This window comes from Natronosalvus halobius, from assembly GCF_024138145.1.
Classification (GTDB): domain Archaea; phylum Halobacteriota; class Halobacteria; order Halobacteriales; family Natrialbaceae; genus Natronosalvus; species Natronosalvus halobius.
In genome coordinates this window covers 2,261,781-2,282,304 of sequence record NZ_CP099997.1, presented here as the reverse complement: position 1 = coordinate 2,282,304, position 20,524 = coordinate 2,261,781, and the positions used below count along the sequence as shown (strand labels likewise).

The 20,524-nt window shown below is 64.9% G+C and carries 19 protein-coding genes; 13 read left to right on the top strand and 6 right to left on the bottom strand.

Going from position 1 to position 20,524, the window contains the following annotated elements:
• Positions 1 to 158 precede the first annotated feature (158 nt).
• The 5 genes from NGM15_RS11230 (at position 159) to NGM15_RS11210 (ending at position 5,001) form a co-directional block, all read left to right on the top strand.
• Positions 159 to 1,520, top strand: a complete 1,362-nt coding sequence (locus tag NGM15_RS11230; RefSeq protein WP_253430818.1) for an ABC transporter substrate-binding protein — start codon at positions 159 to 161, stop codon at positions 1,518 to 1,520.
• Positions 1,521 to 1,538: 18 nt separating this feature from the next.
• The gene (locus NGM15_RS11225; RefSeq protein ID WP_253430815.1) at positions 1,539 to 2,423 is read left to right on the top strand and encodes a branched-chain amino acid ABC transporter permease; all 885 of its coding nucleotides are present in this window, start codon (positions 1,539 to 1,541) and stop codon (positions 2,421 to 2,423) included.
• On the top strand, positions 2,420 to 3,469 hold the full coding sequence (locus tag NGM15_RS11220) for a branched-chain amino acid ABC transporter permease (protein ID WP_253430812.1): 1,050 nt from the start codon (positions 2,420 to 2,422) through the stop codon (positions 3,467 to 3,469). Before NGM15_RS11225 ends, NGM15_RS11220 begins: the two co-directional genes overlap by 4 nt.
• Positions 3,466 to 4,221 carry an ABC transporter ATP-binding protein gene (locus tag NGM15_RS11215; RefSeq protein ID WP_253430809.1) on the top strand — a complete coding sequence of 252 codons (756 nt, stop codon included), beginning with the start codon at positions 3,466 to 3,468 and terminating at the stop codon, positions 4,219 to 4,221. Before NGM15_RS11220 ends, NGM15_RS11215 begins: the two co-directional genes overlap by 4 nt.
• Positions 4,222 to 4,296: 75 nt before the next feature.
• Positions 4,297 to 5,001, top strand: coding sequence for an ABC transporter ATP-binding protein (locus NGM15_RS11210; protein WP_253430807.1), 705 nt, complete (start codon positions 4,297 to 4,299; stop codon positions 4,999 to 5,001).
• A 98-nt stretch (positions 5,002 to 5,099) separates the two neighbouring features.
• Here NGM15_RS11210 and NGM15_RS11205 read toward each other — a convergent pair whose 3' ends face one another.
• On the bottom strand, positions 5,100 to 6,071 hold the full coding sequence (locus NGM15_RS11205; protein WP_253430805.1) for an ornithine cyclodeaminase family protein: 972 nt from the start codon (positions 6,069 to 6,071) through the stop codon (positions 5,100 to 5,102).
• A 107-nt stretch (positions 6,072 to 6,178) separates the two neighbouring features.
• Here NGM15_RS11205 and NGM15_RS11200 point away from each other — a divergent pair, with 107 nt between their 5' ends.
• Positions 6,179 to 7,342, top strand: coding sequence for an NAD(P)/FAD-dependent oxidoreductase (locus tag NGM15_RS11200; RefSeq protein WP_253430803.1), 1,164 nt, complete (start codon positions 6,179 to 6,181; stop codon positions 7,340 to 7,342).
• 145 nt (positions 7,343 to 7,487) lie between these two features.
• Here NGM15_RS11200 and NGM15_RS11195 read toward each other — a convergent pair whose 3' ends face one another.
• The 3 genes from NGM15_RS11195 to NGM15_RS11185 all read right to left on the bottom strand — a co-directional run bounded on the left by NGM15_RS11195 (position 7,488) and on the right by NGM15_RS11185 (position 9,208).
• Positions 7,488 to 7,757: a hypothetical protein gene (locus NGM15_RS11195; protein WP_253430801.1), complete on the bottom strand. Its 270-nt coding sequence runs from the start codon at positions 7,755 to 7,757 to the stop codon at positions 7,488 to 7,490.
• 159 nt (positions 7,758 to 7,916) lie between these two features.
• Complete coding sequence (locus NGM15_RS11190) at positions 7,917 to 8,318, bottom strand: HalOD1 output domain-containing protein (RefSeq protein ID WP_253430800.1); 402 nt, start codon at positions 8,316 to 8,318, stop codon at positions 7,917 to 7,919.
• Positions 8,319 to 8,515: 197 nt separating this feature from the next.
• Positions 8,516 to 9,208, bottom strand: coding sequence for a helix-turn-helix domain-containing protein (locus tag NGM15_RS11185; protein ID WP_253430798.1), 693 nt, complete (start codon positions 9,206 to 9,208; stop codon positions 8,516 to 8,518).
• A gap of 372 nt (positions 9,209 to 9,580) precedes the next feature.
• Between NGM15_RS11185 and NGM15_RS11180 the strand changes: the two genes are divergently transcribed.
• Positions 9,581 to 10,651 (top strand): DUF4397 domain-containing protein, encoded by a 1,071-nt coding sequence (locus NGM15_RS11180; RefSeq protein ID WP_253430796.1) that lies wholly within the window; start codon positions 9,581 to 9,583, stop codon positions 10,649 to 10,651.
• 220 nt (positions 10,652 to 10,871) lie between these two features.
• On the opposite strand, the gene NGM15_RS11175 is transcribed toward NGM15_RS11180, so the two are convergent.
• The gene (locus tag NGM15_RS11175) at positions 10,872 to 11,147 is read right to left on the bottom strand and encodes a PadR family transcriptional regulator (RefSeq protein WP_253430794.1); all 276 of its coding nucleotides are present in this window, start codon (positions 11,145 to 11,147) and stop codon (positions 10,872 to 10,874) included.
• A 181-nt stretch (positions 11,148 to 11,328) separates the two neighbouring features.
• On the opposite strand from NGM15_RS11175, the gene NGM15_RS11170 reads away from it, so the two are divergent.
• The 3 genes from NGM15_RS11170 to NGM15_RS11160 all read left to right on the top strand — a co-directional run bounded on the left by NGM15_RS11170 (position 11,329) and on the right by NGM15_RS11160 (position 13,515).
• Positions 11,329 to 11,895: an NUDIX hydrolase gene (locus NGM15_RS11170; RefSeq protein WP_253430791.1), complete on the top strand. Its 567-nt coding sequence runs from the start codon at positions 11,329 to 11,331 to the stop codon at positions 11,893 to 11,895.
• A gap of 151 nt (positions 11,896 to 12,046) precedes the next feature.
• Positions 12,047 to 12,991, top strand: a complete 945-nt coding sequence (locus tag NGM15_RS11165) for a cobalamin-binding protein (RefSeq protein ID WP_253430788.1) — start codon at positions 12,047 to 12,049, stop codon at positions 12,989 to 12,991.
• A 56-nt stretch (positions 12,992 to 13,047) separates the two neighbouring features.
• Positions 13,048 to 13,515: a desampylase gene (locus NGM15_RS11160; RefSeq protein ID WP_305882009.1), complete on the top strand. Its 468-nt coding sequence runs from the start codon at positions 13,048 to 13,050 to the stop codon at positions 13,513 to 13,515.
• Between the two features lie 18 nt (positions 13,516 to 13,533).
• Here the strand turns inward: NGM15_RS11160 and purB are convergent, their stop codons facing one another.
• Positions 13,534 to 14,922 carry an adenylosuccinate lyase gene (gene purB, locus NGM15_RS11155; RefSeq protein WP_253430783.1) on the bottom strand — a complete coding sequence of 463 codons (1,389 nt, stop codon included), beginning with the start codon at positions 14,920 to 14,922 and terminating at the stop codon, positions 13,534 to 13,536.
• 167 nt (positions 14,923 to 15,089) lie between these two features.
• Here purB and purH point away from each other — a divergent pair, with 167 nt between their 5' ends.
• From purH to NGM15_RS11140, 3 genes are all read left to right on the top strand, one after another.
• A complete protein-coding gene (gene purH, locus NGM15_RS11150; RefSeq protein ID WP_253430780.1) occupies positions 15,090 to 16,742 on the top strand; it encodes a bifunctional phosphoribosylaminoimidazolecarboxamide formyltransferase/IMP cyclohydrolase in 1,653 nt (550 codons plus the stop codon).
• Positions 16,743 to 17,284: 542 nt separating this feature from the next.
• Positions 17,285 to 18,421, top strand: a complete 1,137-nt coding sequence (locus NGM15_RS11145; RefSeq protein ID WP_253430776.1) for a sensor histidine kinase — start codon at positions 17,285 to 17,287, stop codon at positions 18,419 to 18,421.
• 374 nt (positions 18,422 to 18,795) lie between these two features.
• On the top strand, positions 18,796 to 20,499 hold the full coding sequence (locus NGM15_RS11140; protein WP_256498853.1) for a sensor histidine kinase: 1,704 nt from the start codon (positions 18,796 to 18,798) through the stop codon (positions 20,497 to 20,499).
• Positions 20,500 to 20,524: the final 25 nt, after the last annotated feature.

Here is a 20,524-nt window from a genome sequence, read left to right as displayed (position 1 = left end):
TCCTCCTGGATCGGGTCTCGCCGTCGGCGGCCGACCTGGACGAAGGGCGGTCGCGTCGATGCAGGTGACTGCAGTCGTTGTCCTGTCGGGCGAATCGACCTGAGCAATACTTTTATGCTTGCCTGGTATCGATACGCACCAGAGAGGGTTGTGAAAGAATGTCACGCAAGGAGACGGTCGGGACCGATCGCCGAACCTTTCTGGCGATCACTGGAACGGGCGCACTGACGACGGTCGGCCTCGCCGGCTGTATCGGGACCGAAGACGACGGAAACGGAGGTAACGGCGGCAACGGCGGCAACGGCGGCAACGGCGGCAATGGCGGCAATGGTAACGGTGAGACGCCCGACACCGTCGTGGTGGGACAGCCAGGGTCGTTGACTGGCACGTGGGACTTCCTGCAACCGGCCGCCTCCGACGCGACGGACCTGGCGGTACAGCAGATCAACGACGCTGGTGGGCCGCTCGATGCCGAGTTCGAGGTCAACCGCCAGGACACCACGGTCGACCCGCAACAGGCTCGCGAAGTACTGAGGCAGTTCATCGATAGCGACGGCGTGGCCGCCATCAACGGCCTGTATTCCAGCGAGATCGAACCGCTCTGGGAGTTCATCCAGGAACAGGAGGTCCCGATAATCACGCCGTGGCCGGGGTCGACGTATCTCGACACCAGAGGCGGGGACAAGGGAACCGACGAGACGGACGACGACGAGTGGCTCTGGCGAACCGTCATCGGCGACACGGTCCACACGGCGGGCGCTGCGGAGGCGATGATCGACGAGGCCGGCGTAGAGCGAATGGCAATCCTCAGCGCCACGAGCGCCGGCGAAGAGGGCTGGACGCGGCAGTTCACCAGCTGGTACGAGGAACTCGGCGGCGAAATCGTCGAGGTTATCTCGGCGTCCGAGGGGCAGTCGTCGTATCAGAGCCAGTTGAACGAACTGTTCAGCAACGACTTCGACGCATGGGCGCTCTCGTTCGCCCTGGAGGACGCGATCACGATTCTCCGCAACTGGGAGGACGGCGGCTACGGCGGACAGTTGCTGATGGAAGACGGCCTCCGGGACGACTCCCTGATCGACGAAGTCGGCGAACAGGCGGACGGCGCCTGGATCGCCGCCGGCAGTACGGAGGGGCCGAACTACGACCAGTTCCTCTCGAGTTACGAAGAGGTGAGCGACGAGGGGCTTCACCCCTGGGCGGTCGCGGCCTACGACGCGACGAACATCATCGCGCTGGCGATCCACCACGCCGGCGAGACGTCTCACGAGGCTATTCAGCGGAGCATCGGTGCGGTTTCTCGCCCCGACGGAACGACCGTCACGACGTTCGCCGAGGGAAAGGACGCGCTCGACAACGGCGACGAAATCAACTACGAGGGTGCCGTCACGGACTGCGATTTCACCGAACACGGGAACGTCTGGGGCGACGTGGTCGTCGAGCGAGTGACGCCGGACGGCTTCGAGACGGAGTTCACTATCAGCGGCGACGAACTGCAGGACGAGATCGACGAGTACTGACGAGTCGTAGAACTATCTATGGAAATTCCACTCGCACAGGAGATCATCTTCGGTCTGGTTATCGGTTCGTACATCGCCCTCGGCGCGATCGGATTTACGCTGGTGTACGGCCTCGTCAACATGATAAACTTCGCTCACGGCGAGTTCATCACGGTCGGCGCCTTCGTCGGCTATCTCGCCGTCGTGTTTGGCGGTCTCTCGATCCCGATGGCCGTCGCCGTCGCCCTGGCGATCACGGCGGTCGTCGGCTGGGTCATCGCCCGCGTCACGTTCGAACCTATGAACGAGGCGGGCGCCGTCCCGTTGCTGTTGATGTCTATCGGTCTGGGCCTGGTTTTGCGTAACGGGTTCCGGGTGATCGCGGGGGCGGACCGTCGGACCATTCCCCGGGACGTCACGACGTACCGCTTCGACGACTGGGGCTTCTTCGTCACGAGTCAACAGCTGTTCATCATCGGCGTGACGCTCGTCGCCGTCGTCGTCCTCCACGTCTTTCTCAGCCGGACGATGCTCGGAATCGCGATGCGCGCGACCTCGGACAACGAGGACCTCGCGCTGGTCTCCGGGATCGACACCCGTCGAATCAGAAACGCGGTCTGGATCGCAGCCTCCGGGCTAGCGGGTGTCGCGGGCGTCATGCTCGCCGTCTCGCAGTCGGCCAATCCCAACGTGGGCTTCGGCCAGCTCCTGTTGATCATCACCGCCGCCATCCTGGGCGGCGCGGGCAGTCCCTACGGGGCCATCGTCGGATCGTACCTGCTGGGTATCGGCATCACCGTCTCCGTCGCGTTTCTCCCGTCCGGGCTGACGGAACTCAACGCGACCATGGCGTTCGTCGTCCTCATCGTCGTCCTGCTCGTTCGTCCTGGCGGCCTCGTCAACGCGGAGGTGCGGACGTCGTGAGCGCCCCGACGACCCGCCTCGAGAATCTACCGATCGACGCAGTCCACGCTGGATTCGCGTTGCTTGTGCTCTCGGTGCTGTTCTTGCTGAGTCCGCTCTTCGTCCAGCCGCCGGGCGGTTCGTTCGTCTTCTTCGAAGTCGGCGTTCTCTTCTTCCTGTACGCGATGATCCTGGTCGGGTTGAACCTCCAGTTCGGCCACACCGGGCTGGTCAACTTCGGCCCGGTCGCTTTCTTCGCGGTCGGCGGCTACACCGCGGCGATCCTGACCGCGAACGATCCGTACCAGGCCGTCGGGCTCGGATTCCCGTGGCCGGTCGGAGTGGTCGCCGCCGTCCTCGCGGCGGCCGCGCTCGGCATCCTGATCGGCGTCTCGACGCTCAGGCTTCGCGACGACTTTCTCGCCATCGTCACGCTGGCCGTCGCCGAAATCGTCCACGGGTTGATCGTCGCGTTCCGCGACGTAACCGGCGGAACGGTCGGCCTCACCAGCGTTCCGCGGCCGATCGCCGGGACAACCGACGCTGGCGGTGGCGCGGCGCTGGTGTCAACGATCCTCATCTTCGCGGCGCTCGCGTTGTTCTTCTACGGCGTCTTCCGTCGTCTGTCGGGCTCGCCGTACGGGCGAGTCCTCCGCGCGATTCGCGCCGACGACCAGGTGACCGAGACGCTCGGCAAGCGCGTGTTCCGGTACAAGGTCGCCGTGTTCGTCTACGGTGCCGCCATCGCGGGACTGGCGGGGGCGCTACTGGTCTTCTACAACGGCGCTGCCGCGGAGGGCTTTTTCACCATCGACGTGACCGTCATCGTCTGGGTCGGGATGCTCATCGGCGGGGCGGGCAACGACCGCGGCGTCATCGGTGGGCTCGCGATTATCATGGGCTTTCAGCTGATCACCCGATTCTTCAACGACGCGATTCCGTTCATTACCCAGGACCAGTTCGCCTCGATCCGGCTGATGTTCGTCGGACTCCTGTTGATGTTCATCATCAGGTACCGCCCGGAGGGACTCTGGGGGGACGCCGACAGGCTGGGGGTGGAGTCGTGACGTTGCTCACTGTCGAGGACCTTCGCCGGTCGTTCGGTAGCCTCCTCGCCGTCGACGGCGTCTCCTTCGAGGTCGAAGCGGGCGAAATCGTCGGTATGATCGGCCCGAACGGCGCCGGGAAGACGACCACGTTCAACTGCATCTCGAGCGTCATCGAGAGCGACGCCGGAACCGTGACGTTCGACGGGGAGGACGTCACGACGCTCCCGCCCCACGCCCTCGCACGACAGGGACTCGTCCGAACCTTCCAGCGGACCCGCGAACTGGAGACGTTGACCGTCCAGGAGAACGTGCTCCTCCCGGCGCCCGATCACCCCGGCGAGCGAGCCTGGCACGCCGTTGGACGGACGGGAGCGAGCACACGGCGCGAAGCCGAAGCCCGAAGCCGGGCGCTCGAACTCCTCGAGGTGTTCGATCTGGAGACGATGGTCGACGAGTACGCGGGCACCCTCTCCGGGGGTCAGCGAAAACTCCTCGAACTCGCCCGGTCGCTGATGCTCGACCCGAAGATGCTCATGCTCGACGAGCCGTTCGCCGGCGTCAATCCGTCGCTGACGAACGAGATCGTCGCGCACATCGAGGCGCTCAACGAGGACGGTCTCACGCTGCTCATCATCGAGCACGAACTGGAGACGCTGACCGAACTGGTCGACCGCCTGGTCGTCCTCGCGGACGGACAGGTCCTCGCGACCGGGACGCCGGCAGAGATCATGGAACACGAGGACGTCATCGAGGCGTACCTGGGTGGGTGAGAACAGGACAATGAACACACTTCACGAGCACGTCTCTGAACGGAGGCCCGAACGCGAACCGCGACGGGGTGGGCGATGAGTTTACTCGAACTCACCGACCTGGACGCTGGTTATGGCGAGCTACAGGTGCTGTACGGGGTGAACCTCCACGTCGACGACGGCGAGTACGTCGCGATCGTCGGCCCCAACGGTGCGGGGAAATCAACCGCGATGAAGGCTGTCGTGGGACTGGCGACGCACATGGGCGGCGAGATTCGATTCGACGACGAGAACGTCGCCGGACTGGAGCCACAGGCGATCATCGACCGGGGCGTCGGCTACGTTCCCCAGACCGAGAACGTCTTCCCGTCGTTGACGGTCGAGGAAAACCTCCGCATCGGCGCGTACCTGCTGGGTGACCTTCCGGACGACCGGCTGGCGGCGGTCCTCGAGCAGTTCCCGATCCTGGAGGAGCGCCTCGACCAGCGGGCGGGCAACCTCTCGGGCGGTCAGCAACAGATGCTCGCGATGGCGCGGGCGCTGATCCCCGACCCGCCCTTGCTGTTGCTCGACGAGCCGTCTGCAGGGCTCGCTCCGGACCTCGTCGGCGAGATGTTCGATCACATCGACGCGATCAACGACCGCGGCGTGACGATCCTCATCGTCGAACAGAACGCGACGACCGCGTTGCGTCGCTGTGATCGCGGTTACGTCCTCGCCCAGGGGGAGAACCGGTACGTCGACGAGGGCGAGGTGCTGTTGAACGATCCCGATGTCCGGCGGCAGTTCCTCGGTGGGTAGTGAGCGGCTCGCTCGAGAAACGATTCCTGGAGACAGTCACTCCACCCCCTCGCTCGTCGGGCCAACGCAAAGAGTGCGGTTCGACGAAACGAGACTCGCTACAGCGAAACCTCCGTCCCGGCGTCGCGCTCCAGCGCCCGCCGGTAGACGGTCGCCCCCGCGGCCGCATCCAGCGTCGCGGAGCCGACGCTGTCGACGACGACCACCTCGTCCGGGGATCGACGCTCGTAGCCGTCGGCGACCAGTTCGCCCAGGGGGAGGAGGGCCTCGTCGTCCAGGCTGGTGGCGAGGATGTCGCCCGTCTCGGCGACCTCGGACGGGACGTCGGCGAACACCACGCCAGCGTCCTCGAGAACGGCCGATTCGACCTCCTGCATCTCGGCGGTGAACGCGCCGACGGCGACGACGAGCGCCCCCGGCTCGAGCGCGCCGGCCGGGAACACCGGCGCGGTAGCGGTCGTCGCAGTCACGACCACGTCGGCCCCGTCGACGGCGGCCGCCGGGGTGTCGACCGCTCGAGCCGGAACCCCCTCGTCGCTCAGGTCGGCGGCACAGGCGTCCCGCGACGAACTCGGCGAGTAGATGCGCACGTCCTGGAGCGTGGCGACCGTCTCGATGGCCCGGGTCTGCCAGCGAGCCTGGGCGCCCGCGCCGATGACGCCGAGCGTGATCGCGTCGGGGGCGAGTTCGCGGACCGCGAGCGCACCGAGACAGCCCGTTCGGGCGTTCGTGATGGTCGTCCCGCCCACGAACGCCTCGGGAACGCCGGTTCGGGCGTCCGTGAGGACGATCTGTGCGTGAATCGTCGGCAGCCCGCGGTCTGCGTTCCCCTCGTGGACGCCGACGAGTTTCGTCGCGTACTGGTCGTCGCCGTGGACGTAGGCGGGCATCGCGATCCCGGTTCCCAGCGGCTCGTCTCCCTCGAGCCCCGAGCCGACGGGAAAGTGCGGCCGGTCGGGTCGTTCGACGTCCCCTGCGGCCTGTTTGACGAGCGCGTCCCCGACCACGTCGACGAGGTCGGCGAGGTCGAGGGTCTCCTGGACTGCCGCCTCGGAGAGTACGAGTACCATGGGCGGCCATCGCCGTCTTCGGACTTAGCTTTTGGTTAGGGGCCATCCGAATCGGCGGGTGCCTCGAGTCGGCGAACGATTATGCCTCCCGGGGCCGATGGAGGGGCATGAACGTAGTCGTCGTCGGTGGGGGCATCGTCGGACTCGCGTCGGCACACTATCTAGCCGAGCGTGGCGCGTCCGTGACGCTCTACGAGCGCGGATCGCTCGGAACCGGCAGTACCGCCCGTGCGGCCGGCGGAATTCGGTCGCAGTTCTCGACGGCGGTCAACGTCGAACTCTCGCTCGCCAGCAAGCGCGTCTGGAACGCGTTCGAGGAGACCTTCGGCGTCGACATCGGACTCCGGAAGAACGGCTACCTGTTTCTCGCCCGCACCGAGCCTACGGCCGACGAGTTTCGCGAGAACGTCCGCATGCAACGGCGTCTCGGGGCGGAGAGCGAGTACCTTTCGCCGACGGAGGCGACCGACCACTGCCCCGGCCTGGACCCCGAGCCGTTCGTCGGCGCGACGTTCAATCCCGACGACGGCGTGGCGGATCCGAACCTCGCCGTACAGGGGTACGCGGCGGCGGCCCGGGAACTGGGCGTCGAGATACGAACGGGGACGGCCGTCACGGACGTTCGCCTGGATGACGGTCGAGTCGTGGGCGTCGACGTGCAAGGAACCGACGGTCGCGAACGACGCGAGGTGGACTACGTGGTCAACGCCGCCGGGGCGTGGGCGGGCGCACTCGCCGAACTGGCTGACATTGAATTGCCCATCTCGCCACGACGGCGACAGGTCGCGGTCGTCGATCCGACGCCGCCGATGCCGGAATCGATCCCGCTGACCATCGACCTGGAGACGGGATCGTACTTTCGCCCCGAACGCGAGGGAATCGCCCTCGTCGGTGGCCACTTTCCCGAGGACGACGATCCGGAGGTCGACCCTGGCCACTTCGACGAGGGAATGGACATCGAGTGGGCGGCCCGCGCCGTCGAGCACGCGGCCGACTACGCCGAGTACTTCGGCCCGGAAACCCGGATCAGACGAGGCTGGGCGGGATTGTACGCGGTGACGCCGGACCACCATCCGATCCTCGAGGAGACGATCTCTGGATTCGTGACCGCCGCGGGCTTCTCGGGGCACGGCTTCCAGCACGCCCCTGCAACGGGGCAGGTCGTCGCGGAGATCGTGCTCGACGGCGAGGCGACTCTCGTGGACGTATCGACGCTCGACAGCGGCCGGTTCGACCGTGGTGAGGCGCTCGCCGAGCGGAACGTTGCCTGAAGCCACGTCCTTGGCGTCCTCCGCTGGGCCGAAACCAGTGGGGCGTTATGCGGGCGTACCGTTCTCGAATTCCGCGTCTCGAGGCGCTCGAACGATCGGGAGTTCGAAAGCTCGAACGCCGACCGCCTACACGCTCGAGCGATTCTCAGGATTGAATCTTCTCGACGATGACTTTCGCCTGCTCTCTCGCTTTCTCCTCGCCGACCGACTTTTTGATCAGGACGCTCTGGACCTTCCAGTCGTCGTCGCCCTCCGTGTTGCCGGTCCTGACCTCCGCGCCCTCCGAGACCGACTCCGCCGGGTTCTGCGCCCAGTCGGGCGTGCGAATCTCGTCGAACTGCTCGGGGTCGCGAAACTGGACGTGAATGTAGTCGTCTTCGGTCTCGACGGTCTCGATGTCGGGTACGTCTGCCATGTCTGGGTGGACACCGCGGAGGGGCAAAAACGGCGAGGCAGCAGGTTCACGCTGGCTGCCTCCTCGAGTGGGTGGTTCGACTACTCACTCCTCGAGTACCGTCGATCGACACGATCTCAGCCGGGTAGGGGTCAGGTCAGCCAGCAGTCGTCAGAGGTCCTACGGCTCGAGGACGATCTGGTGGTCGGCGTCGACGGTAACGAGCCAGCCGCCGTACTCGAAGGAGAGCGCCCAGGATCGTCGTGCTGGCCCGGACCGTGGTTGAGACACGAGTCCGTTCAGTGCGTCGGGATCGATCGCATCGAAGAGCGGCGGGAGCGAGAGCGGATCACAGCCATTGGCAGCGGCGACGGCGTCGATGATCGCCTGCGCTGGCGTTTCCTCCATCGGATCGAACGTAAAGGTGAGCGGGGCGTCCTCGGCGGTCGATTTTCGGTGATCCGGACCGACAGTGGACGCTGGCGTCTCGACGGCTCCTGTCGTCGACGACTCCGCTTCTAGACCCCCTCGATCGCCCGCATCGGACTTCGAATTCGTGTCCTCAGTTCCTGGCCGTATCATCAGCACTACACAGACGACGCCATCGGAAGAAGGGCCGTTTTGACGACGAAACGAGCTTATGTTAGGGGAGATATCGTCACGGCTGCGATGATAGTTCCGCTGTGACGACAGTCATTGCGACGACAATCGTAGCGACGGCGACGACGGCAATAATCGCCCGGATAGTCCCTCGAGACGAGGCGCTGTCAGCAATATCGCTACGCCGGCTGGTTGGGTTCGGGCTTCGAGGCGTCGTCTTCCGGATGTGTGGGATGAGTCCCATTGAGCGCAGTCAGGACGAGTTCCCGATAGGCACGCCGGAAGCGCTCGGAGAGCGCCTGGTGGGAGATGCCGAGTTCGTCGGCGAGTTCCTCCATCGACGTCTCACGTGGGATAGTGAAGTAACCCTGTTCGAACGCCGTGAGCAACGTTTCGTACTGTTTCTCCGTGAGGCGGTCCGTCGTCGATGGGGCCTCCCGTAACTCGGTCAGTCGCTTGAGCGTCGAGCTCGCTTCGCTCTCCTCGAGTCGATCGTAGAGGCGACTCGCGTCGTCGTGATCGATGAACCGGACGCGGAGGTGCCAGCGTCCCTCGCTCGCGGACGCCGACAGGACCGTGCCGCGCTCCTTCAGGATGAGTTCGAACACGTCGATCGCGTCGTCACCCATGGTCACGTCGTAGAGGAGTTGCCCGTCGGCCTTGTCGGCCGCGATCAACGCGATGTCGTCGACCGTCGGGTCGTCCTCGAGGGCTGCCTCGAGTTCCGAGCGGTCGGCACCCTCGAACCAGAGGCCGCGGTCCGCGGCCGCGATGACCTGCTCGACCGAACAGGTCAACTCCGGAAGGGTGTCGAAGGTCTCGCCGAGGGCGACCGTCGACGCGTCGATCTCGAAGTCAGCGATTGTCGTCATGGGTACCTATCGGCTACTGCTACGAGAGGGATAACGACCATTCCAAAACATTTAGCTTCGAATTTCTTGACTGTAAGAAATTCAATCATTAGTAAAATGATTGGTATTGCCGCCAATGGAAAATACGACGGCATATTGTGAATGCTGTTTCAACTCGACCGACAGTATTCGACGTTGATCGAAGGCGAATGTCGTGGTCGACGGCGGTCGAATCAGCATCCCGCGGTCCATCGCTCCGTCGTCTCCATCGGTGTACGGAGTGCTTTCCGCGCGGTATCGTCACCCTACACGCGCCGCTCGCGAGTAAACCGGACCACGGGCGCCACAACCGACTGGGCGCTTTATCCGGTCGGCACTCACGAATTCGATCGCATGACCAGGACACGACCCACGGCACTCGAGTCGCTCGACGGCGCGGGCCGCTCGATCCAGATCGCGGGGTCCGAGGGCGAGCACGACCCCGTCTTCACAGTGAACGACCACGAGCACGAAGACGAGTCGGACACACCGTTAACGGCCGTTCGCGTCACTCACCTCGCGCCCGGCGCACCGAGCGTCGACGTCGCCGTCGACGGGGAGTCGATCGTTTCTGGGATCGCTTCCGAGCGGACGACGCCGTACTTCGTCGTCGAACCCGGCACTCACGACGTCACGATCACAGCGACCGGCGACGAGGAGACCGTCTTCTACGACGAATCCATCGCGCTCGAGACGGCGTTCTACACGATCGCCGTCCTGGACGCTCCGGAGGAAGCGGTCCGAGTGGAGTTGCTGTCCGATGCCGGATCGGCGCTGCTTCGGCTCGTTCACGCCGCCCCCGACGCACCGGCGGTCGACGTGCGCGACGCCGAGAGCGAACGGGCGGTGTTCGACGGTGTGGCCTTCGGCCGGGGGACGAACTACGTCGCTCTCCCGTCGGGTTCGTACACCCTCGAGGTGGTGCCTGCGGCGGCCGGTAACGGGGCGAGCGGTGTGTCTGCGGGCGGCGGCGAAGCGAGGGGTGGCGAGTCGGAGACGTCGGATGGTGAGGAGCCGTCGGACGATGAGGAGACGACAAACGATGAGGAGACGTCAGCCGACGGCGAGAATCGCACCGACCAAAGTCAGGACGCCGTTGCCACCGTCACCGTCGAACTCGAGGCGAATACGGCCTACACGGCGTTCGCGGAGGGATTCCTCGACCCCGATACCGATACCGACCGGCCCGATCGCGCGTTCACGGTGCAGTTGACCGAGGACGGGCCGGCAGCGCTCGAGGAGTCGGAGGTGGAGCCGGAACCAGGATCGGAACCGGAGTCGGGAGAGCGAGCGCCAGGTGATGACGACGATTCCGACAGGGGTGACAATGGCGACGAAGCCGGGATGGACGAAACCGATGGTGGCGCCGACGATGGCGATGACGATGGCGATGGCGCCCCCCAGGACGACACCAACAGGGATTAACCCAACGGAACGAGCGGTACCGACGGAGCCGAATCCAATTGAACCACCAGTACCGACGGAACAAGCAGTACCGACAAAACCTACAGTACCAGCGAATCTGACCCCTGAACCCACACTCGTCTTCGACAGAAGAAGTCAGCCGACGTGACGCAACTCGGTCAGGGAAGCGCACGCAGCGCATCCCTGCCTGTCGGCCGTGTCAACCGTCCGGCGCCGACGCCTAGACGTCGACGTATCGCTGTACCCACTTCTGGCGCCGCTCCAGGACGCGCCGTCCCTTGGGGGTGAGCGCGTAGTAGTTCGTCCGCCGGTCGAGCTGTCCCTTCTCGACCAGTTCGCGTTCGACGAGCGTATCGAGGTTCGGATAGAGCCGGCCGTGTGTCACCGGCTGATCGATGTACTCGTTGATGTCGTCGAGAATTTGCTGTCCCGACGGACGGTCCATCCCGGCGATGACGTACAGCAAGTCGCGTTGGAAGCCTGTTAGTTGATCCATGGATCACCCTCTGAAAACGAACCTTCACCGATCTGTGGCTTTGTTATAGAGCGGGTACGTCTGCGGAACGGAGGGCGTAGCGACGGCGTAGCGGCAGGGACCGGACGACCCGTTCGACCGACCTCGACTCGAGTCGGGATGGGACCGGACGTTTTTGCCCAAGACGCCCATACTGGCGGGTATGCCGACTGATCCCCTCTCCTGGGAGACCGTCGACTCTGACGTAGCCTACTCCTGTCCGGGCTTCGACGTCGTTACTCAGACCGTACGGCTCCCCGACGGCAGCGAAACCGATTTCGATTACCTTTCCGAACCAGCGAGCGTCTGCATTCTTCCCCTGACCGACGACGGGCAGGTCGTCTGCATCGAGGAGTGGCGCCAGGCGGTCTCCCGGGTTAGCCGCGGGTTGCCCGTCGGGACCACCGAACCCGATGACGACGATCTCGAGGCCGCGGCCCGCCGCGAACTCGCCGAGGAAACCGGCTACCGGGCCGAGACGCTCGAGGCGCTGCTCACCGTCGAACCCGCGAACGGCCTCGCCGACTCGGTCGTCCACTTCTTTCTGGCCCGGGGCTGTGAGCCGGCGAGCGAGCAGCGGCTAGACCACGACGAGAGTATTCGTGCGTCGTCGATGGACTACGAGACGTTTCTCGAGTCCGTGCGAGAGGGAACGATTCGCGACGGGCGGGCCGTGCTCGCGGTGGCCTACTACGAACTGTTGTCGCAATCGAAACGGTCATTCGATTGACCACAGGCGGTCCCTGAGGCCGAACCGTGCAGGTAGTCTCTGTAGCCGGACCGTGCAGGCAGTTCCTGCGTCGACGGTCGATCGGTGCGCGATCACCGAGCGAACGCCGGAGGCAGGTGGGCTTTTGGCCCACCGCACACAACTGCTCGCTATGCGCATCGTCACCACCCTTCCCTCGGCGACCGAGATCGTCTGTGCCCTCGGTCTCGAACCCGTCGGCGTCTCTCACGAGTGTGACTTTCCACCCGCCGTCCGGGACCGCCCGTCGGTGACGGCCTCCCGGATCGACGCCGACGCCTCGAGCGGCGCCATCGACGAGCAGGTGCTCGAGGCCGCCGCAGGAGACGGCGTCTACGACGTGGCCGTCGACACGCTCGACTCGCTCGACCCAGATCTCGTTGTCACCCAGGGAATGTGCGACGTCTGTGCGGTCGACGAGGTCGTCGTCGAACGCGCCCTCGAGGCAATCGCTGCCGACCCCGAGGTGCTGACGACGGACCCTCACTCGGTCGCGGACGTGCTCGCGGATGTCGAACGCGTAGGCGAGGCGGCGGGCGTCCTGGAGCGTGCTCGAGACGTGGTTGCCGCCCTCGAGGAGCGCATCGACGCTGTTCGGACTCGAACGGCCGACATCGCGCCCGGAGACGGAGAACGCCTACGGGTCGCCATCTTCGACTGGACCGACCCCGTCATGATCGCGGGTCACTGGACGGCCGAACTCGTCGAGTGGGCCGGCGGTCGGTACGGGCTCGCCGACGCGGGAGAACGCTCTCGTCCGCGAGAGTGGGACGAAATACGCGCGTACGACCCCGAAATCGCGATCGTCGCCCCCTGCGGCTTCGACCTCGAGCAGACGGCAGCCAACCTCGCGGACCTCAGTGACAGGGAGGGGTGGGACGAACTGGCTGCCGTCCGCGAGGGGCGCGTCTGGGCGCTCGACGGGAACCAGTACCTCAACCGGCCCGGTCCGCGGCTGGTGGACACGCTCGAGGCCATCGCACCCATCGTCCAGCCCGAGCGATTCCCGGAACCGCCGGACGAATCCGTTGCCGTCCCGCTCGACGTCCTGGATCGAAGGCTCGAGGTCGACCCGTGAGCGCTGGAGGTGACGGAGACGGCGACGGCGATGGAGAGGGAGACGGTGGTCGAGAGATACCGGACGAGGATTCGCCCAAGACGGCGACGCTCGTCCTCCCAGACCCGATCGAACGGGCGGTCCTCGGGGACGCTCGAGCGAGCGTCCCCGAGGAGTGCTGTGGCGTTCTCGGCGGCGAGTTTGGCCCCGATACGAGTCGCGTTCGGTCGCACTATCCGGCCCGGAACGTCGCCGATGAACCGCGAACCCGGTACCGAATCGATCCCGAAGAACAACTCGAGATCTTCGAGCGACTCGAGGCTCGAGGCGAGGGCATCGTCGGATTCTACCACTCCCATCCGCGCGGACCGTCGGGACCCAGCGCGACCGACGTCGAGGCGGCCGCCTGGCCCGATCGGTCGTACGTGATCGCCAGTCTCGAGGGCAGTGGTGGCAACGACGATGCAGCCGTCAGATCCTGGCGGTGGCGAGACGCGAGTGGCGAGGATGGGCAATTCGTGCGTGAGCGACTCGAGCGACCCTGATACCGGGAAGCCCGCGCGTTACTCCTCGAGGCCGTCGACCAGTTCGCTCGCGACGCCGACGTACGTCTCCGGGCGCAGGGCCATGAGCTCTTCGCGGACGTCCTCGCTCACCTCGAGGTCGGCGAACAGGTCGTGGAAGTCCTCGAGGGTAACTTCGCGACCGCGGGTGAGCGCCTTCACCTGCTCGTAGGCGTCGTCCCGGCCCTCTCGCCGGAGGATCGTCTGGACAGCCTCGCCGATGATCGCGGGGGTGTCCTGGAGGGCTTCGCGCATGACCGTTTCGTTGGGGACGACCTTCTCGAGGCCGACCTGCGTCTTGCCGTACCCGATCAGGCAGTGTGCGAACGCCGCCCCGACGTTCCGTTTGACCGTCGAGTCCGAGAGGTCTCGCTGGAGGCGGGAGGTGGTGACGTAGTCGGCGAGGAACGTGAGGTCGGCGTTGGCCTTCGAGAGGTTCCCCTCGCTGTTCTCGAAGTCGATGGGGTTGACCTTGTGGGGCATCGTCGACGAGCCGGTTTCGCCCTCGACGGCCTCCTGGCCGAGGTAGCGGTCGGAGACGTACAGCCAGACGTCGAGGTCGAGGTCGAGCAGGACGTTGTTGACCCCGCGGAACGCGTCGAAGACGGCGGCGAGGTCGTCACACGGGTTCACCTGCGTGGAGAGGGGCGTGAATTCGAGGCCCAGTCCGGTGACGAACTCGCGGGCAAACGCCCGCCAGTCGACGTCGGGGTAAGCGGCGACGTGGGCTGCGTAGGTGCCGGAGGCCCCGCCGAGCTTTCCGGAGAGCGCGTCGGTCGCTGTGCTCACGCGGGCCGTCGCGCGCCCGAGGCGGGCCGCGTAGACCGCGCATTCCTTCCCGAACGTCGTCGGCGTCGCGGGCTGGCCGTGCGTTCGGGCGAGCATCGGGACGTCGCGGTGCTCCTGGGCCATCTCGGTCAGCGTATCTCGAAGGTCGTACAGCGCGGGCAAGAGGACGTCCTCGACGGCCCCCCGGACCAGCAACCGGTGGGCGAGGTTGTTCACATCCTCGCTGGTCAGCCCGAAGTGGATCCACGGCGACGCCTCGCTGCCGTCGCGGAGGTGGTGGCGGACGAAGTACTCGACGGCTTTGACGTCGTGATTGGTCGCGTCGAATCCCCCATACCCTTCGATCTCGAGCGTCTTGATCAACTCGGCGTCCTCCTCGTCGAAGCTCTCGTAGAGCCCGCGGAGGTAATTTCGCTCGTCAGACTCGAGTTCGAGTGGCGTCGCCCCGAGGTCAGCGAGCGCGAGCAGATACTCGACTTCGACGCGGACGCGGGCGCGCATGAGCGCGGCCTCGCTCACGTACGGCGTCAGGGGTTTCGTCCGGGAGCCGTAGCGGCCGTCGAGCGGCGAGACGGCGTACAGCGCGTGGATGTCGGTCATGTGCGTGGATCCACGAGCGGTGTGCAAAAGCGTGTCGGAACGAGTCCCACGGCCGTGCATATCGTCTGGGTTATCACGCGCTTTCCGGCTGACTTTGCGGCACGTTCGTGCATACTTCGCGTCTCGAGACCGCAACCACTTTGCCGTTCGCGAGCGCTCCACCAGGTATGACACGACTCGCCGGACTCGCCGGGAACCGCGGGCGAAATCTGCTGAACGTCGCCGATCGGGCGCCAGGTAGCGCCGAACTCGCCGTCGTCCTGACGAACGACCCCGACGCACCGGTGCTCGAAGCTGCCGCCGAACGCGGGATTCCATCGGAGGTCGTCCCGCTCGAGGACGGGATGGGCCGACGCGACCACGAGAGGTCCGTCAACGCCGTACTCGAGGGCTACGACTACGACCTGGTCTGTCTCGACGGCTACATGCGCATTCTCTCGGATACCTTCCTGGAGGCCCAGCCGACGACGCTCAACGTCCACCCGTCTCTGCTCCCGGCGTTTCCCGGCACGGACGCCTGGGGCGACGCTCTGGAGACTGGCGTCGCCGTTACGGGCTGTACGGTTCACGTCGTCACCGACGCCACCGACGACGACGGCGAGGTCGTCGAGAGCGAGGTCGACATGGGCCCGATCGTCACCCAGGAACCGGTGCCAGTCTACGAGGGTGACACCCGTGAGGCGCTCAAAGACCGCGTGCTCTACGAGGGCGAGTTCCGTGCGTACCCGCGGGTGGTGAAGTGGTTCGCCGAGGGAGCGGTGGACGTCGACCTCGAGCGAGGGGAGGTCACAGTCGACGGCGACGAGGCTGATGGAGCCGACGGCGCCGACGGAGCCGATGAAGATGGCGGGCTCCCGGCTCGACGCCTCACCTCGAGCGACCGCCTCGATACCCTGCGATACGGCGAGAACCCCCACCAGGACGCGGCTATCTACGCCGACTACACCTGCGAGGAGGCCTCCGTCGTCCACGCCGAGCAGTTGAACGAGGGAGCGAAGGCGCTCAGCTACAACAACTACAACGACGCCGACGGCGCTCTCAACCTGATCAAGGAGTTCGACGAGCCGGCCGCCGCGGTCATCAAGCACACGAACCCGGCCGGCTGTGCCACCGCCGACACCGTCGCCGAGGCCTACGACCGCGCGCTTGCGACGGACCCGATGAGCGCCTTCGGCGGCATCGTCGCCCTCAATCGGGAGTGCGACGCCGACACCGCCGCGGCGATCACCGACTCGTTCAAGGAGGTCGTCGTCGCTCCAGGCTACGCCGAGGACGCCCTCGAGATCCTGTGCGAAAAGAAGAACCTTCGGGTGCTCGACGTTGGCGACCTTGACGGCACCAGCGAGCGGTTCACCGAGAAACCCCTCGTCGGGGGCCGACTCGTCCAGGAGCGTGACGACCAACAGCTATCAACTACGGACCTCGAGGTCGTCACCGATTGCGAGCCGACCGACGAGCAACTCCAGACGATGGTCTTCGCCTGGCAGACGCTCAAGCACGTGAAGTCGAACGGCATCCTCTTCGCGAAGGGCACGGAGACGGTCGGCGTGGGAATGGGCCAGGTTTCTCGCGTCGACGCGGTGCGACTCGCGGCGATGAAGGCCGAGGAACACGCCGAGGGCAAGTCCGCCGAGGGCGCGGTAATGGCCTCGGACGCCTTCTTCCCGTTCCCGGATGGGCTCGAGGAGGCGGCGAAGGCGGGAATCGAGGCGGTGATCCAGCCCGGCGGTTCGGTCAACGACGAGGACGTGATCGAGGCGGCGAACGAACTCGGCATGAGTATGGTGTTTACGGGGCAGCGGTCGTTTCGGCACGACTGAGTGAAACGAAGGTATGCCGAAATCACGAAGGATGAGCGAAGCGACGTCCGTCGTTGGTTTCGACACGACTGAACCGCGAGTGAGCAACGCGAACGAGCGGTTTTTGGTCCAGATTTTTTTGGAGACGGGTGATCGAAGAGAACCCGTCGAGAAAAAGGTGGATGCAGGATGGTGTTTACGGGGCAGCGGTCGTTTCGGCACGACTGAGTGAAACGAAGGTATGCCGAAATCACGAAGGGCGAGTGAAACGACGTCCGTCGTTGGTTTCGACACGACTGAGCCGCGAGCGACTGGCTCGACGCACTGCGGAACGGTAAAGAACCCGTATCCGAACGCGAATCGTTGCCGATCGAGGTCAATCTCCCGAATCGCCTCGAGTTCCATGACGTATCTGTATAATTGATAATAATCGAACGGGTTCAGTCGAGAACTGCACGACGCGGACGTACGCGCCCCATCGCGCGATCGGACAAGTGTCGGTCATCGAATGGGTTGGCCACATCCCTTAATAATGCCGCCGCCAGTTCAGAGACAGATACGGTATGCACGAGAAACTCCCCTGTCTGTTACGGTGGTTTGGCGTCCTGTTACTCGCCGTCCAGGCCGGGGAGGTACTGACACACTGGGTTCTCGGTGCGAACGTCCTCGTCAACGGCGCCTTCGTGATGGGCGCGGCCTCGACCGCTATCGCCGCAATCGGGATTATCTACGGCGGGTACTGGCTGGAAGGAGTCCAGGTGTCGTCCCGTCGGTATCCCCGCATCGCCTGGTGGTGGATCGGCGGACTCGTCACGTTCACGCTACTCAACGTCGGATTCATGGCCGTCATGCCAACCGAATCGTGGGGCATCGTGGTGGGCTGGACGCGGTGGGCGGTCGCCTTCGGCGCCGGTGTCGGACTGCTCCTCGGCGTCCTCGAAGGACGGGCCATCGATCAGGCGATCACCGCCGAGCGAGCGACGGTCCGATCCGAACAACTCGAGGAGCAACGGACGATGCTCGACTACCTGAACAGCGTGCTCAGACACGAAGTGCTCAACTCCGCGAACATCATCGACGGATACGCGACACAGATCCTGGAAGCGGAGTCGGAACTGGATCCAGAGTACAGGAAGCACGCTACGATCATCCACGAGGAGGCAAACGAGATGAGCACGGTCATCGCCGACGTTCGCGTCCTCCTGGAGACGGCCTCGGGGACGCACGAGCTGTATCCGGTGGACCTCACTCGAGTTCTGGCCGAGGAAGTGGCCAAGCTCACGAACCGATATGGCGACGTCGAGGTTCGGACGGACGTCCCGGACGAACTCGTCGTCCAAGCCGACGAATTGTTGCCTCGCATCTTCGGGAACGTGCTCTCGAACGCGGTCACGCACAACGACGCCAACACCCCGACCGTGAGCGTCAGTGCTGAACGAATGGACGACACCGTCCGCGTTCAGATCGAAGACAACGGGCCGGGGATTCGGCCGGACGCGATCGACTCGCTCTTCGAGCGGGAGAAAGGACGAGGGACCACCCACGGGCTGGGGTTGTACCTTGTCGACGAACTGGTCAGTACCTACGGCGGCACCGTCGAGGTTACGGAGACGGGACCCGACGGAAGCCAGTTCACGATTGATCTCCCGCGCACGGAATCGTCGGACGACGAGACGGTGCCTGAACCGATCGCGGCATAAGTGACATCCCTTGACCGTGCGAACGCCTCGAGACGTCTTTTGGCGCCCGAGCGTCCCTCGAGGTCCGATTCGATTGTGACTGAGCCGACGTCGACGTAAAGTGCGCGCAACTACTCTGCCTGGCCGCCGTCGACCTCGCCGAGCACGTGTGAGAACCCGAAGCGGCCCGCAGGGTAGGGGGAGGAGAGTGACCTATCTCCTCACGTGCCATCTTAGCGTTGGATTCGAGTCGTCACAGAGTCTTGCTCGCAGAACCAGCACGAGCCAGCTGGTGGGGAACGAAACGACTCAATCGGCCACCTCGAGGGAAACCAACGGGGTGATTCTTTCCTGCCACGTTGTCGTTGAACGCCCCGAAATCAGCCAATACACTCATGTGGTGCGCTTTCCCTGTATGTCGTGTGAGTTGGCAATACACGCCAGTCGTACTCCCAATTCTCTTTGCAACGATAGTTACGTTTATAATCGTTGTTTACACCCTGTTTCGCGTGCGAACCCGAGGAGCGGACCCGTCGGTCGTCCTCTTCTTCGGCCTCTCGCTCGGTGCGTTCCTGTGGACGGGATTTTCGGCCCTCAAATTGCTTCACACCGATCCGGACGTGAAACTGCTGTTCTACCAGCTCCTCCACGTCGGCGTGGCGCTCGTCTCGCCACTGCTGTTCCTGTTCGCCCTCGCCTACACTGACCGCCATCGGTGGCTTCGATGGGACGTCGTCGCTGGCGTTATGGCTATTCCGACGCTGTTCGTCGTGTTGCTCTTCGTCGGACCCGACGACGCCATCATCGCTGGCGTAAACGTCATCGAAGGGGACTTGACCCTGGTTCGCGTCGAGGACGGGCCTGTATTCTACGTGTTCAGCCTGTACAACCTCGTGTTGACGGTCGCCGCGATCGTCGTCATCGGCCTCGAGGCGAGGCGCGTCGGACCGTCGTATTACCAGCAAGCGGGCCTGCTCACCGTCGGCGCCACGAGTCCACTCGTGTTCGTGATTCTGTCGAGATTTGGCGTTCCACCGTTCGGATTCGAGACGATAAACCTGGTCCCGATATCGGGCGCGATCGCCGCTACCGCGTTCGCAGTCGCCATCTTTCGCTACCGCCTCTTTTCGCTCCCGCCGCTCGCCTACGCGACGGTTATCAAATACTCGCCCGACGGCACGTTCGTCCTCGACGCCGACGGTCGGATCGTGCACGTGAACGAGCGGGGACGAACGCTGCTCGAGCACCTCGATGGCGACTTCGGGTCGCCGCTCGCGTCGATGCTCCCCTCGTTCGACCTCGAAACGCTCACGGGTGAGGACGATCCGATTCCGATCGACGTCGACGGCGAGATCCGATACGTCAGACCGCTCGCCGAACCGCTCGAACGCGGAAACCGACAGGTCGGCTGGGTCGTCGTCTTGCGCGACGTCACCGAGAGTCAACGTTCCAGGCGCCGACTCGAGGCGCAGTACGAGCAGATGGACGCGTTCGCGGCGACCGTTTCCCACGACCTCCGGAACCCGCTGGCAGTTGCCCAGGGCTACCTCGAACTCGCTCGCGAAGACGCAGACAGCGAGGCACTCGAGAACGTCGCGATTGCACACTCGCGAATGGAGAGCATCGTGACCGACATCCTCGCATTGGCCCGGCGAGGCGACCGAGTCGGTGAGCGAGAGAACCTTTCCCTAAGGAGCGTGCTGGACACTGCCTGGAGCACCGTCGACAGGAAGGAGGCGACCCTCGCCGTCGAGACCGACCGAACGATACACGCCGACCCGACGACGATCCAGCACGTGTTCGAAAACCTCCTGCGGAACGCTATCGAACACGGCGGCCCGAACGTCGAAATAACCGTCGGTGACGTCGACGGTGGAATCTTCGTCGAAGACACCGGCACCGGAATCCCTGAAACCGAGCGCGAGGCAATCTTCGATCCAGGGTACACGACCTCGCCCGACGGTACGGGGTACGGTCTCGAACTCGTTCGAACGATCGTCGACGCCCACGGATGGACGTTCTCGCTCGATGACGGATCGACCGAGGGTGCACGCTTCGAAATTACGGGACTACCGTCCGAGCAGGCACGCAGGTCGTGATCTGTCGAGGGCCTCGAACTCGAGT